Annotated in this window: 16 protein-coding genes; 13 read left to right on the top strand and 3 right to left on the bottom strand. The window is 69.7% G+C overall.

Annotated elements, in window-relative coordinates:
• Positions 1 to 45 precede the first annotated feature (45 nt).
• Positions 46 to 759, bottom strand: a complete 714-nt coding sequence (locus PH191_RS11190) for a GAF and ANTAR domain-containing protein (protein ID WP_274194637.1) — start codon at positions 757 to 759, stop codon at positions 46 to 48.
• 140 nt (positions 760 to 899) lie between these two features.
• On the opposite strand from PH191_RS11190, the gene PH191_RS11195 reads away from it, so the two are divergent.
• From PH191_RS11195 to PH191_RS11205, 3 genes are all read left to right on the top strand, one after another.
• Positions 900 to 1,484: an NADPH-dependent FMN reductase gene (locus tag PH191_RS11195; protein WP_274194638.1), complete on the top strand. Its 585-nt coding sequence runs from the start codon at positions 900 to 902 to the stop codon at positions 1,482 to 1,484.
• An 80-nt stretch (positions 1,485 to 1,564) separates the two neighbouring features.
• The gene (locus PH191_RS11200; RefSeq protein WP_274194639.1) at positions 1,565 to 2,038 is read left to right on the top strand and encodes an SRPBCC family protein; all 474 of its coding nucleotides are present in this window, start codon (positions 1,565 to 1,567) and stop codon (positions 2,036 to 2,038) included.
• A gap of 54 nt (positions 2,039 to 2,092) precedes the next feature.
• Positions 2,093 to 2,857, top strand: a complete 765-nt coding sequence (locus tag PH191_RS11205; RefSeq protein WP_274194640.1) for an alpha/beta fold hydrolase — start codon at positions 2,093 to 2,095, stop codon at positions 2,855 to 2,857.
• Between the two features lie 36 nt (positions 2,858 to 2,893).
• Here PH191_RS11205 and PH191_RS11210 read toward each other — a convergent pair whose 3' ends face one another.
• Positions 2,894 to 3,058 carry a DUF1059 domain-containing protein gene (locus PH191_RS11210; RefSeq protein WP_274194641.1) on the bottom strand — a complete coding sequence of 55 codons (165 nt, stop codon included), beginning with the start codon at positions 3,056 to 3,058 and terminating at the stop codon, positions 2,894 to 2,896.
• 61 nt (positions 3,059 to 3,119) lie between these two features.
• On the opposite strand from PH191_RS11210, the gene PH191_RS11215 reads away from it, so the two are divergent.
• The 10 genes from PH191_RS11215 to PH191_RS11260 all read left to right on the top strand — a co-directional run bounded on the left by PH191_RS11215 (position 3,120) and on the right by PH191_RS11260 (position 11,035).
• The gene (locus PH191_RS11215) at positions 3,120 to 3,872 is read left to right on the top strand and encodes an AfsR/SARP family transcriptional regulator (protein WP_274194642.1); all 753 of its coding nucleotides are present in this window, start codon (positions 3,120 to 3,122) and stop codon (positions 3,870 to 3,872) included.
• A 101-nt stretch (positions 3,873 to 3,973) separates the two neighbouring features.
• The gene (locus PH191_RS11220) at positions 3,974 to 5,038 is read left to right on the top strand and encodes a class I SAM-dependent methyltransferase (RefSeq protein WP_274194643.1); all 1,065 of its coding nucleotides are present in this window, start codon (positions 3,974 to 3,976) and stop codon (positions 5,036 to 5,038) included.
• Positions 5,035 to 5,796 carry an SDR family NAD(P)-dependent oxidoreductase gene (locus PH191_RS11225; protein ID WP_274194644.1) on the top strand — a complete coding sequence of 254 codons (762 nt, stop codon included), beginning with the start codon at positions 5,035 to 5,037 and terminating at the stop codon, positions 5,794 to 5,796. The genes PH191_RS11220 and PH191_RS11225 overlap by 4 nt, the downstream gene beginning before the upstream one ends.
• Before the next feature lie 535 nt (positions 5,797 to 6,331).
• Positions 6,332 to 6,694 carry a cupin domain-containing protein gene (locus tag PH191_RS11230; RefSeq protein WP_274194645.1) on the top strand — a complete coding sequence of 121 codons (363 nt, stop codon included), beginning with the start codon at positions 6,332 to 6,334 and terminating at the stop codon, positions 6,692 to 6,694.
• Between the two features lie 234 nt (positions 6,695 to 6,928).
• Entirely contained in the window at positions 6,929 to 7,141 is a 213-nt protein-coding gene (locus PH191_RS11235) for a hypothetical protein (RefSeq protein WP_274194646.1), read from the top strand.
• A 79-nt stretch (positions 7,142 to 7,220) separates the two neighbouring features.
• Complete coding sequence (locus PH191_RS11240; RefSeq protein WP_274194647.1) at positions 7,221 to 8,291, top strand: alpha/beta fold hydrolase; 1,071 nt, start codon at positions 7,221 to 7,223, stop codon at positions 8,289 to 8,291.
• Positions 8,292 to 8,692: 401 nt separating this feature from the next.
• Entirely contained in the window at positions 8,693 to 9,541 is an 849-nt protein-coding gene (locus PH191_RS11245; RefSeq protein ID WP_274194648.1) for a DUF427 domain-containing protein, read from the top strand.
• Between the two features lie 365 nt (positions 9,542 to 9,906).
• Positions 9,907 to 10,308, top strand: a complete 402-nt coding sequence (locus PH191_RS11250) for a nuclear transport factor 2 family protein (RefSeq protein ID WP_274194649.1) — start codon at positions 9,907 to 9,909, stop codon at positions 10,306 to 10,308.
• 156 nt (positions 10,309 to 10,464) lie between these two features.
• Positions 10,465 to 10,794 carry a GYD domain-containing protein gene (locus tag PH191_RS11255; RefSeq protein ID WP_274194650.1) on the top strand — a complete coding sequence of 110 codons (330 nt, stop codon included), beginning with the start codon at positions 10,465 to 10,467 and terminating at the stop codon, positions 10,792 to 10,794.
• A gap of 139 nt (positions 10,795 to 10,933) precedes the next feature.
• The gene (locus tag PH191_RS11260; protein WP_420791793.1) at positions 10,934 to 11,035 is read left to right on the top strand and encodes an Lsr2 family DNA-binding protein; all 102 of its coding nucleotides are present in this window, start codon (positions 10,934 to 10,936) and stop codon (positions 11,033 to 11,035) included.
• 497 nt (positions 11,036 to 11,532) lie between these two features.
• Here PH191_RS11260 and xth read toward each other — a convergent pair whose 3' ends face one another.
• Positions 11,533 to 12,312, bottom strand: coding sequence for an exodeoxyribonuclease III (xth, locus tag PH191_RS11265; RefSeq protein ID WP_274194651.1), 780 nt, complete (start codon positions 12,310 to 12,312; stop codon positions 11,533 to 11,535).
• Between the last annotated feature and the right edge of the window lie 8 nt (positions 12,313 to 12,320).

Consider the following 12,320-nt stretch of genomic DNA (forward strand, 5'->3'; position numbering starts at 1 on the left):
GCTGCTCCGGACACTGCCCGCACCGTAGCCGTGCGCCCCTCGCTCTCAGCCGAGGTCGAGCGAGCGGTCGAGGACGGCACGGGCGACCTCCGTCAGCGGCCGGCGCCGACTGCGGGCGTGGCCACGGAGCCGCGTGAAGGCCGTGCCCAGGTCGAGGGCGTGGCGCGCGGCGAGGAAACCCTTGGCCTGCTCGATGACCACCCGACTCGTCAGCGCGTGCTCCAGCTGCTGATTGACGGTCTCGGCGTTCACCTGGGCCCGGCGGTGCAGGATGCCGATGGCCGCGGCCGTGCCCAGGAAGTGGGCGATCCGCTGATCGGTGGACGAGAGGGGCCCGGGCTCGCGACGGAACAGGTTGAGGCCACCGAGGACCTCGGCGTGGAGCGCCACCGGCTCGGCGTGGGCGGCGCGGAAGCCCTCGGCACGTGCCTGACGGGCGAACGCGGGCCAGCGCTCCACGTCGTCATCCAGGTCCGCGGAGTGCACCGTTCCGCTCACGCGCACGGCGTCGAGGCAGGGGCCTTCCTTGACCAGGATCTGCAGGTTCTCGAGGTTCTGGCTGCCGCCGTGGGTGGCGGCGACGGGGACCAGCCGGCCCTGCTCGTCGACCAGCAGCACCCCGGCGGCGTCGACGTCGAGCAGTTCGACGCACGCCGTCGTGAGCGTGTACAGCAGGTCGGCGACGTCGAACCCGTCGCTCAAGGTGTCAGTGAGGGCGACGACGACCTCGGCGACGAGCTCGTCCCTCGGGGAGCTCATGGGGCAAGTATGGCCCCGGCGGGCGGACGCGGGACGGCCCGGCACCGCGATCGTGACCCGGGACCGCCGTCGTGCCCGGCGGCGATCCTCCGGGGATGATCGACGGTCGATCCCCGAGCCGAGAGGACTGCGTCCACGCGATGAAGCTGTTGGCGATCTCGGGCAGCCCCTCGTCACCCTCGAAGACGGTGCTGGCGCTCTCGGTCGCGCTCGCGCGGGGCGCCGAGCACGACGATGTGCACACCGACCTGCTGGACCTGCGCGAGCAGGAACTGGTGTTCAGCGACGGGCGCGACCCGGCGGACTACACCGGGGCCAGCCGGAGGGCGATCGACGACGTGGTCGCCGCCGATGCGCTCCTCGTCGGCACCCCGATGTACCGCGGCGGGTACACCGGTCGGCTGAAGAACCTCTTCGACCTGCTCCCCAACGACGCGCTGGCCGGCAAGCCGGTGGGCCTGGTGGCCACCGGGGGCACCGACCACCACTTCCTGGCGCTCGAGCACGAGCTCAAGCCGCTCGTCGGATTCTTCCGGGCGTGGGCCGTGCCCGGAGCCGTGTACGCCAACAACACGCACTTCTCGTCGGGCGAGCTCGTCGACCGGGACGTCCGGGACCGGCTGCACGATCTCGCGGACACCGTCGTGACCTTCGCCCTGCACATGCCCACCCTCGCGGGCGCCGCCGCGCCGGACATCCCCCGCAAGTCCGTTACGGAGGCCTGACAGGCGGCGAGCGCCGGCAGGAGGCCGCGATCGAGATCCGGCGCGCGGAGGCCTGCCGTCGCGCTCGCCACCGTGGGGCCGTGCCGGAGCGAGAAACCTGCTCGTCGGCCGGTGAGCTGGCCGACGGCGGGATACCCGCGGCCATGGCCGACTTCCAGGGCACCACCACCGTCGACGCTGCCGACGACGTCCTCTTCGCCTTCCTCTCGGACGTCCACAACCTCCCGAAGTACTTCGCGCGCATGACCTCGGCCGAGCCGGGCGAGGGCAACGAGGTGCACACCACCGCCGCACTCCCCGACGGATCGCAGGTCGAGGGGAAGGCGTGGTTCGAGGTCACCGACGACTCCCGCCACATCGCCTGGGGCGCCGAGGGCGAGAGTCGGTACCACGGCTACCTCGACGTCCGGGCGGTCGGCGACGATCGCAGCGAGGTCGAGGTCCACATCCACTCCGAGCGCGTCCCGTCCGGCGACGAGTCCGTCCAGGGTGGCGTCGACGAGACGCTCGCCGCCATCAAGCAGCTCGTCGAGCGCACGGGCGCCCTCGACTAGCGTGCCGCTCCCCCGCGTGGCCGCGCCCACGCGACCGGAGCAGGATGCGGCGCCATGACGGTGGCACTGGTGCACGGCAATCCGGAGAGCGCGGCGATCTGGGACCCGCTCGTCGCCGAGCTGGCCCGCGCGGGCGTCGACGACGTCGTCCGGCTCTCCCCGCCCGGTTTCGGCGTGCCGCTGCCGGCCGGCTTCCCCGCGACCGTCACGGCCTACCGGGACTGGCTGATCAGCGAGCTCGAGCGCTTCGACCGGCCCGTCGACGTCCTGGGCCACGACTGGGGCGGTGGCCACGTCGGGACCGCACTCATGGAACGCCCGGAGCTGGTGCGCAGCTGGGCCAGCGACGCCCTGAGCCTCTTCGAGCCGGACTACGTGTGGCACGACCTCGCCCAGACCTGGCAGACGCCCGGCGACGGTGAGGCCAGCCTCGACGAGATGTTCGCCGGGACCCCCGCAGAGCGGGCCGAACGGCTGCAGGCCTTCGGCATCGACCGGCCGGAGGCCCTGCAGATCGCCGGCGTGCAGGGCGACGAGATGAAGCAGGCGATCCTCGCGCTCTACCGCTCCGCCGCCCAGCCGGCGATGGCCGAGCTCGGGAAGGGTCTGTCGACCCTGGCGAGTCGCCCGGGCCTCGCGCTCGTCGCCACGGCGGACCCCTTCGGCGGCTCCGAGGAGATCCGCCGGCGCGCGGCGGAGCGCGCCGGCGCGGAGGTCGCGGTGCTCGACGGGCTGGGCCACTGGTGGATGGCCGAGGACCCGGCCCGCGGCGCTCGCGTCCTCACCGCCTTCTGGCGCGCTCGGGCCTGGAGCCCGTAGGTCGGTCGCGGGTCCTCGAGCACTGTTCCTCCACACTCAGTCGGGCACGAGTTCGATCCAGTTGCGCACCTCGTCGGCGGACTCGTCGTCGGCCAGCTCGGGGTGCTCGGCCGCCACGTGGGTCAGGATCATGGAGATCACCTCGTCGTCGGTCTGCCCGCGCGCGGTGTAACCGCACTCGCAGCGCACCTGACGGGTCATGGGCCTCCTTCGACACCGCACGTATCGTCGTCGGTCTAGCGTCAGCTGCCGAGGTGAGCAAGTGCCCTACTTTCCTGGCGGCACACGGGTTCAGCTCTGCGGGACCTTCGCCATCGAGCTGTCCGGCCGAGACATCGGGTCATCCCGGCTGAGCCGCCAGGCGCGTCTGCTCTTCGCCTACCTCGTCCTGTGCCGTCCCCAGCCGGTCCCCCGCGAGGTGTTGATCGACGCGCTCTGGGGCGACGATCCACCCCCGTCGGCCGAGCGAGCGCTGACGGTCGTGATCTCGAAACTGCGCGCCGCCATCGGCGCCGACATCCTGCAGGGTCGCGGGGAACTGTCCGCGGTGCTGCCGGACCCGGCCGCGGTCGACGTCGAGCGCGCCCTGGGGGCGCTGCACACCGCCGAGTCTGCGGTCGCGTCCGGCAACTGGCGGCGTGCCTGGTTCGCCTCCTTGACCGCGCATTTCGTCACCCGCCGAACACTGCTGCCCGGCGCCACGAGCCTGTGGGTGGAGAACCGGCGTCGCCGGCTCGCAGACGCCGGCGTCCGCGCCCTCGAGTGCTACACCACCGCCTGCGTGCATCTCGGTGGCGGAGAGCTGGCGGCCGCCGAACGGGCCGCGCGCGATCTCGTGGCCGCGACGCCGCTGCGAGAGACCGGGCACCTGCTGCTGATGCAGTCGCTGGTGGCACGCGGGAACGTGGCCGAGGCGCTCAGCTCCTACGAGCAGCTCCGCCGCATGCTCCGCGATGAGCTCGGCACCCTGCCCAGCCCGACGGTGCAGGACTACTACCTCGAGTTGCTGAGCTGACCGCGCCGGGCCGCTCGGCACCGACAACCTCTCGACAACGCTCCACCAACGTCGGTGCCGACTCTGGGTGCGACCAGCTCAGCAGCGACCGGAGAGCCGACATGACCACGACATCCACCGTCAGGCACAGCCTGGACGACCTGCTCGCGCAGTTCATCAACGATCTCGGAGCGACCGCCGCCGCCGGGAACATCGTGATCGGCGACCGCCTCGGTCTCTACCGCGGCCTGGACGAGGCGGGTCCGCTGACGTCGGCGGAGTTGGCGACCTACGCCAGCTTGTCCGAGCGGTATGTCCGCGAGTGGCTGCGCGGCCAGGCAGCCGGTGGTCTGGTCTCCTACCAGCCGGAGACCGACCAGTTCTGGCTGACCGGGCCGCAGGCGCTCGCTCTCGCCGACCCGAACGGGCTGCAGCTGGCCGGTGCGTTCCAGCTCGCCCTGGCCTGCTTCGCCGATCTCCCGGCCATCGAGGACACCTTCCGCACCGGCAAGGGCTTCGCCTGGGGCGAGCACCACCCCGACGTCTTCACCGGTTGCGAGCGGTTCTACCGACCGGGATACGTGGCGAACCTGGTGAGCGAGTGGATCCCGGCCATCACCGGCCTCGATGACCGACTCACCGCCGGGTCGACCGTGGCCGACCTCGGATGCGGGCTCGGGTCCTCGACACGGATCCTCGCCCGGACGTATCCGGCGTCGAGGATCGTGGGCTTCGACAACCATCCTGAGTCGATCGAGCTCGCACGCCGGATGACCCATGACGCCGGGCTGGCGGACCGGTGCACCTACCAGGTGGCGCCGGCACAGGATCTTCCCGGCGACGGCTACGGACTGGTCACCACGTTCGACTGCCTGCACGACATGGGCGATCCACTCGCCGCAGCCCGCCGTGTCAGGGTCGCGCTCGCACCCGATGGCGTCTGGATGATCGTCGAGCCCTTCGCCGGGACCTCGGTGGCCGACAACCTCACTCCGGTCGGACGGATCTACTACTCGCTCTCCAGCTTCCTGTGTGTGCCCCATGCTCTTTCCGAAGGCGCGGCGGACGCGTGGGGCAACCAGGCCGGAGAGGAGCCCGTCGCCGACCTCGTCGAGCAGGCCGGCTTCGGCGGCTTCCAGCGGGTGGCCGAGACACCGTTCAACATCGTGTACGAGGCACGGCCGTGAGCGACACCGACAGCGGCCCGCGCCTCGACGGGCGCGTCGCGCTCGTCACCGGCTCGTCCTCGGGGCTGGGAGCGCGGATGGTGGGCACGCTGAACGCCGCGGGCGCCGAGGTCGTGCTCACGGGCCGCGACCTCGACCGATTGGATCAACGAGCGGCGAGCATGAGCGGGTCGCCCCTCGTCGTGCCCGGCGATCTGCGAGATGCGGCGTTCCGCGCCTCGCTGATCGAGGCAGTCCGTGACCGCCACGGCCACCTCGACGTGCTGGTCAACGCCGCCGGCACCTGCGACAACGGACCGCTCGAGGAGCAATCGCTCACCGACGTCGCCGACATCATCGCCATCGATCTGCTCGCCGCCATCGATCTGTGCCGGTTGGCCGGCCCCCTGCTGCTCGACCGGCCCGACGCATCAGTGATCAACATCGCCTCGATCTTCGGTCAGATCAGCTCCGGCGGCGGCATGGCCGGCTATCACGCCGCGAAAGGCGGACTGATCAGCTTCACCCGCCACCTCGCGGAGCAGTGGAGCCGGCGGGGTGTACGCGTCAACGCGCTGTCGCCGGGCTTCTTCCCCACGCCCCTGACCGGTGAGCTCTCCGATCCCGGGCTGCGTGAACGGATCTGCCGACGGACCCTGCTGCGACGTGCGCCCGACATCGCCGAGATCGACGGGCCGCTGCTGTTCCTGGCCTCGAGTGCCTCGAGTTACGTCACCGGCCAGGTGCTCACCGTCGACGGCGGCTGGACGGCGAACTGACGAGCGTCGCCTGCCCGCCTGCATGGCACGGAGAATCGTCTGTCACGCGTGTGAATGAGGCGGTCCCCACGGGCCCGAGACCCAGCCGGATATGACGACGAAGACCCTGAGGCAAAACGCATCCGAGCAAGCCCCGACTTCCGCACGGGTGAGGGCCTCCAGGCCGCGACCACGTGGTCACGGTGGTCGAGGAAGCGCCGAGCATCAAGGTCGACGCCAGGGGCAGCTCGGGGTTGACGGAGCTGGCACCACAGGCTGCCCAGCAGAGGAGCCGAAGCTGCCTGTGATTGTTCGGCTACAGGTCCAGCACGGATGCGGACACGTAGGTGAGGCGTCATGGGGCCGAATAGAGCCTTTCTCTCCATGACATTGCCGTGAGCCCTACAGTGAGCGGCGTTCACAACGCGACTGCGATGCTCGTCTCTCCGCCTCAGAGGCTCAGCTTGGTTTCGGATCAATTCACTCCATGATCGGTCTACGGCCCGCCTCTCGGGCCGCGGGACGAGCAGAACGGTCACTGATGTAGGAGGCAACCATGGCCGGTCTCGTCACGAAGAGCCTGAACAATCCTGAAGAGGTCCGCCCGTTCAAGGACGGAATGGGCAAGCTTGAGCTGGTGAACCAAGACGCCGGCGGGGTCGGGCGCGCCACGTTCCAGCCCGGGTGGCAGTGGTCCCAACACGTCAAGCCGATCGCGGGGACCGAGAGCTGCCAGGCCGCCCACATGGGCTACGTGATCTCGGGCCAGATGATGGTCCGCATGGACGACGGACAGGAGACCCTCATCGGGCCCGGCGATTTCATGGACTGTCCACCAGGACACGACGCCTGGATCGTCGGCGACGAGCCGTGCGTCATGATCGACTGGCAGGGTTTCGCGGATTACGCGAAGGGTTGATCGAACCTGATCGACGACCTCGACGGTGGCCTTGCTGCTGTCCGGACCGGTGCCCTTGGTCAGCCCGGTGTCGGGTGACTTCCGCGATCAGGCCCGGCTTCTCGAACACGGCCGCGTAGACCACGTGGGTCACCTCGGAGAGGTCCTGGATGCCGTCGCGGGCCGCGGCGGCATCGCGCAGGTCCAGCGGGAGGTGGCGGAACGGCGCGCGTTCCGGACAAGCCGCGGGTCTTCATGCCCGACCTCGACTTCGTCGGCCCCTACCGCGCCGAGTGCGACGCGATCGCCGAACGGGCGGGAAGGCTCTGCCATCGACGGCGTCGCCACCCCGGCCCGCGACGAGGCTTCGCAATTCGCGGGGTCGCGTGCCTCGGCGAGGCGATCGTGGAGACCACTGCTTCGCTGATCTGCACCTCCGACATCCACACCGGCGTCATCAGCCCTTGATCACCTTCTGAGGTTCGGAGCCGCCCCGCCCCACCGCACAGAGTGACCGGCACTACGACTTCGAGGAGGCCCACAGCCCGTGAGCACCGCCATCGACAACCCCTACTACTCGCCCGAGTTCCACGGCGAGTACGAGCTGATCAGCATCGGCCGGCTCGACCTGGAGGAGGGCGGCTCCATCCCAGACTGCCACCTCGCCGTCGCCACCTTCGGCACGCTGTCCCCGGCAAAGGACAACGCGATCTTCGTGTCCACCTGGTACTCCGGAACTCACCAGATCTTCCGCGACGAGTACATCGGCGAGGGTCACGCCCTCGATCCGTCGACGTACTTCATCGTGGTGATCGACCAGATCGGCAACGGTCTGTCGACCTCGCCCCACAACGCATCGGGGGCGAACGCCGAGCTGTCGATGTCGAACTTCCCGAAGGTCCGCATCGGTGACGACGTCGTCGCCCAGGAACGGCTGCTGCGTGAACACTTCGGCATCGAGACCCTGCAGCTGGTGACCGGCGGCTCGATGGGGGCGCAGCAGACCTACGAGTGGGCTGTGCGCTTCCCGGACAAGGTGCGACGCGCCGCCCCGATCGCGGGCACGGCGCAGAACACCGACCACGACTTCCTCTACGTGCGCGTGTTGAGGGAGGCCATCACCTCCGACCCGGGCTTCCACGGCGGCGAGTACTCCTCGAACGCCGAGGTCGCGGCTGGGCTCGAGCGCCACGCCCGCATCTGGGGCGTCATGGGCTTCTCCACCGAGTTCTGGAAGCAGAAGGTCTACACCGGCCTCGGATTCGAGGACATGGACGCCTTCCTCGCCGGCTTCCTGCAGCCCTACTTCGCGGTCATGGACCCCAACGACCTGCTGGCGATGATGTGGAAGTGGCAGCGCGGTGACGTTGCCCGCCACACTGGAGGCGACCTGGCCGCAGCGCTCGGGCGGATCACCGCGAAGACGTTCGTCCTACCGATCGACGAGGACATGTTCTTCCCGATCCGCGACCACGTGACCGAGCAGGCCCACATCAAGGGCTCCGAGCTGCGGGTCATCAACGACGTTCTGGGCCACCTCGGTCTCTTCGCGGTGAACCCCGACTACATGCCCCAGATCGACCGCCACCTCGGCGAGCTCCTCGCCACACCGGCCTGACCCCAGGGACTGTCTGATCTCCGGTATCCGGCCTCGATGCTCCGGGCCCGTCCCGGGGGGGCCGGGCCAGCGATCACGGAGCGATCGAGCTTCCGGCTCGGATCGATCAGCAGCAACTCACGAAGTCAGTCGTCGGTGCGAGCCGGACACGCCCTGCGGGCGCGGATCGTGCTGTTGGCCGCTGAGGGGTCGGCACGGAGACCGCGCGGCGGTCGGGGTCTCCAAGCCGAGGGTGGTCCCTGGAAGCGGCGCTACACCGAGGAGGGTGGGTCTGGCCGCGCTGGGGCCTGCAGGCTCACCATCGGCCTCGGGTTCCTGGGGCGGCGGGCAGCCGACACCACCCTTCGTGCGCGGGCCCCGAAGGTGTTGATGGGCGGGCTGGACGCGAGCAGCATCCCCTCATGGCGACACGCCTCGCCCGGTTCGAGTCCGGGCTCTCCGAGCTGCGCTACATCCCGACCGCGAAGCACGTGCGAGCCACGGTCGGCGGGAGGACCGTCGTCGACTCCCGACGGGCGGTCCTGCTCTGGGAACCGCAACGCGTCGTTCCGCAGTACGCCGTGCCGGTGGTCGACGTCGCCGCCGACCTCGTCCCGGGCCGCCCCGGCGATGGTGACACCCGCGGCGGGCCGGTACGGATGGGAGACCGGGGGACCGAGGTACTCACCCCGGAAGCCGGCTTCGGTCACCACACCGCTCGGGGCGAGGTACTCACCGTGCGGACCTCGGACCAGGAACGGGTAGGGGCGGCGTTCCGGCTCGCGGATCCCGATCTCGCCGACCATGTTGTCCTCGACTGGGACGCTTTCGACGAGTGGTTCGAGGAGGCGCAACCCGTCATCGGCCATCCGCACGATCCGCTGGCGCGCATCGACGTCCTGCGCAGCGACCGCCACGTCCGCGTCGAACGCGACGGGACGGTCCTCGCGGAGAGCTCGCGGCCGAGGCTGCTCTTCGAGACCGGCCTGCCGGTCCGGTTCTACCTGCCCCCCGAGGACGTGCGGCTCGACCTGCTCAGCCCGAGCGGCACCCGGACGACGTGCGCCTACAAGGGCATCGCGTCCTATTGGGCCGCGCCCGACACGACCGCCACCGGCACTGCGGGAGTCCCGACCGATGTCGCCTGGACCTATTCCGACCCGTTGCCCGACGCCGTCCCGGTCACCCACATGATCTGCTTCTTCGACGAGCGCGTCGACATCGTGGTCGACGGCGAGCGGAACGACCGACCGCTCACCCCCTGGAGCTGAGGCCGTGCGTGAACGGCTTTCCGCTGAGCACGGCCTGCGCCCGCGAATTATCGGACCTACAAGTGCGACCCGTGGACTCGAACCCACGTCCACGGATCAGAAGTGAGCCCGGCTCCCAACAGATTCCGATAGGCTACCTAAGCTCTCAGCGACCCCACTGGTGGCCGAGCCGGTCTTTTTGCAAGTCAGTGGTGGCTGTAGGTCTCGACGGCCCCTTGGTCTGCGCGCGTCCAATGGCGTCGGAGGACAGCCGGACGTCGCCCCGACGCATTGTGATCGATGCGGTACTCACCGTCGCCATTGGCGCAGAACAATACGTAGTTGCCGTCATGTTCGCGTCGTGCGACGCGGTGGATGCTAGCCCTGTGACGACCACACACAGCACGAACGTTGCCACCGTTCAGGGCGCGTACGACGCCTTCAACAGCGGCGAGATGCCAGTGGTCCTTGCGGCAATGCAGCCCGACGTCGAGTGGATCGAGAGGGCCGGGCCGTACCAGGGCCGCTACGTCGGACCCCAGGCAATCGTGGACAACGTGTTCGGCCCAGTTCCCAGGGACTGGAGCGAGTTCACGGTGACCCCTGACGAATTCCTCGAGGCCGGGGATGTGATCGTCGTGCTCGGCTGGTTCGCCGGAACCGCCCGCGAGAGCGGCACGTCGTTCCGGTCCCGGTTCGCGCACGTGATCCGCATGCGTGATGGGCTGGAGGCCTCCTTCGAGGATATCTCCGACGCCCACGCTCTCCACGTTGCGCTCGGCCACTGACTAGTAGGTGCGTTCAGATCGTGGAGCTGAAAGTCCTGAGTCAACGCGCCGAGGAGCGCGTCCGTCCTTCACGGGTGATTGGCAGGGCGCCTCAGCGACACACGAACGTGAGCTGGCTCGTACCCGCTGAAGTGAGACTTCCCGAGGAGGTCGATCATGCCGTTGTACATCTACGAGGCTGCCTATACGGCTGAGTCGCTGGCGGCCCAGATTCGCGAGCCCCAGGACCGCCTGGAGGCCACCCGGGCCCTCTACGACGCTGCCGGCGTCACCGTCGTGGCCGCCGGTCACCCCCTCGGGGAGCACGACGTGGTGATCGTCTTCGACGCGCCCGACGACACGGCGGCCGCCAGCGTTGCGCTCACCATCGGCGCGGGAGGGGCGGCCCGGTCGGGTCGCACAACGCGCCTGTTGAGTACCCAGGAGTGGAAGCAGTCGCTGGAGCGCGCGCAGGGCGTGGCGTCCCAGTACCGGCCGGCGCGATGACCAGGCGGAGCCGGCGAGCCCGTAGCCGGCGTCGCTCCTGTGCCTGGCGACCCTCAGATTCGATGTCAGCGCTGTAGAACGCCATCACGCGCGAGCGTTTGGTCACCCGGACGGGCTGACCAGCGACGAGCGGGAACGCATCCGAGCGTGGGCCACCGAGGAAGGCATCGAGGTCAAGGCCCGAGGCCGCCTGAGCAAGGACCTCGTCGGCAACTACCGGTCCGTCCACGCCCGTCGCTAGCTTCCTTCGCCCCGACGACGGGCAGGGCCCCGACGACGGGCAGAGCCCGATCACGGAACCCGGGAGGGGGGGACGCTGGGGTCGGAGGCCCAGAGGCCGCCAGCGGACCGGGCAGCCATCGCCGCTCCGTTCGAGGCTCCCAGCGCCGACAGCGACACGATGTGGGGCACCCCACGAGGCCCCCTCAGAGGAAACCTTGCGACTCAGACTGACCCGTGCCAGACGAATGCACGCGCATGATCCTCCAGAGCCCCTGTGCGACGTCCCACTTCAGCACGCTGGACCGGTAGGCGTAATCGGCCTGCTTCGCGTCCGGAGGGAGTTCGGCCGCGGCGACTCGAAGCTTCCACCCACCCACTCGTGACTCCCGAGACCGCGCCGACGCGTCGTCCGGCCTCGCTGATGTGGTCGGTCACTCATGTGTGGCCGTGAATGGCGGAGCTGTGATGCCGTGCCTTGTCGGCGAAAGGTCCGTCGCGGCGCGCGAAGTGGGCACGTTAGAGCGGGTCGGTCAGTTCAATCCAGGTCGGCGCGTGGTCGCTGGTCTTCTCCTTGGCGCGAACGCCGCGGTCGACGCCGGAGGCGACGAGCCGGGCCGCGACGGCCGGGCTGAGCATGAGGTGATCGATGCGCAGGCCCGCGTCGCGGCCGAACGCGTTGCGGAAGTAGTCCCAGAAGGTGTAGGTCCGCTCGCCCGGGTGCAGCGTCCGCAGCGCGTCCGTCCAGCCCTGCGCGGCGAGCCGGTGGAACGCGTCGCGCACCTCGGGGCGGAACAGGGCGTCGTCGACCCAGCGCTCCGGCTTGTAGACGTCGAGGTCGGTCGGCATCACGTTGTAGTCGCCGGCCAGGACGACCGGAACACCGCGTGCGAGCAGGCTCGCGGCGTAGCCGTTGAACGCCTCGAACCAGGCCAGCTTGTCGTCGAACTTGGGACCGGGAGCCGGGTTGCCGTTGGGCAGGTAGAGGCAGCCGATCAAGATGCCGTTCACCGTCGCCTCGATGTAGCGCGACTGCCCTGAATCGGGCTCGCCCGGGAGACCGCGGCGTGTCTCCGCCGGCGACTCGCCGCGAGCCAGGATCGCGACCCCGTTCCAGCTTTTCTGGCCCAGCCAGACGGCCTCGTACCCGGCGTCGCGAATGGCGGCCGCGGGAAACTTCTCCTGCGGCGCCTTCAGCTCTTGAAGGCAGACGACGTCCGGCCCGGCCTCCGCAAGCCACTCCAGCAGGACCGGCAGCCGCCCGTTGACGCCGTTCACGTTGTAGGTCGCGATCTTCATCTCGTAGG

This window comes from Actinomycetospora callitridis (assembly GCF_028737265.1).
In the GTDB taxonomy this organism is placed as follows: Bacteria; Actinomycetota; Actinomycetes; order Mycobacteriales; family Pseudonocardiaceae; genus Actinomycetospora; species Actinomycetospora callitridis.

Excerpts from the sequence above, each read along its gene's own strand:
- PH191_RS11230 (WP_274194645.1), top strand. The coding sequence starts at position 6,332 with ATGGCCGGTCTCGTCACGAAGAGCCTGAACAATCCTGAAGAGGTCCGC.
- PH191_RS11190 (WP_274194637.1), bottom strand. The coding sequence starts at position 759 with ATGAGCTCCCCGAGGGACGAGCTCGTCGCCGAGGTCGTCGTCGCCCTC.
- PH191_RS11220 (WP_274194643.1), top strand. The coding sequence starts at position 3,974 with ATGACCACGACATCCACCGTCAGGCACAGCCTGGACGACCTGCTCGCG.
- PH191_RS11205 (WP_274194640.1), top strand. The coding sequence starts at position 2,093 with ATGACGGTGGCACTGGTGCACGGCAATCCGGAGAGCGCGGCGATCTGG.
- PH191_RS11195 (WP_274194638.1), top strand. The coding sequence starts at position 900 with ATGAAGCTGTTGGCGATCTCGGGCAGCCCCTCGTCACCCTCGAAGACG.
- PH191_RS11255 (WP_274194650.1), top strand. The coding sequence starts at position 10,465 with ATGCCGTTGTACATCTACGAGGCTGCCTATACGGCTGAGTCGCTGGCG.
- PH191_RS11210 (WP_274194641.1), bottom strand. The coding sequence starts at position 3,058 with ATGACCCGTCAGGTGCGCTGCGAGTGCGGTTACACCGCGCGCGGGCAG.
- PH191_RS11235 (WP_274194646.1), top strand. The coding sequence starts at position 6,929 with ATGCCCGACCTCGACTTCGTCGGCCCCTACCGCGCCGAGTGCGACGCG.
- PH191_RS11245 (WP_274194648.1), top strand. The coding sequence starts at position 8,693 with ATGGCGACACGCCTCGCCCGGTTCGAGTCCGGGCTCTCCGAGCTGCGC.
- xth (WP_274194651.1), bottom strand. The coding sequence starts at position 12,312 with ATGAAGATCGCGACCTACAACGTGAACGGCGTCAACGGGCGGCTGCCG.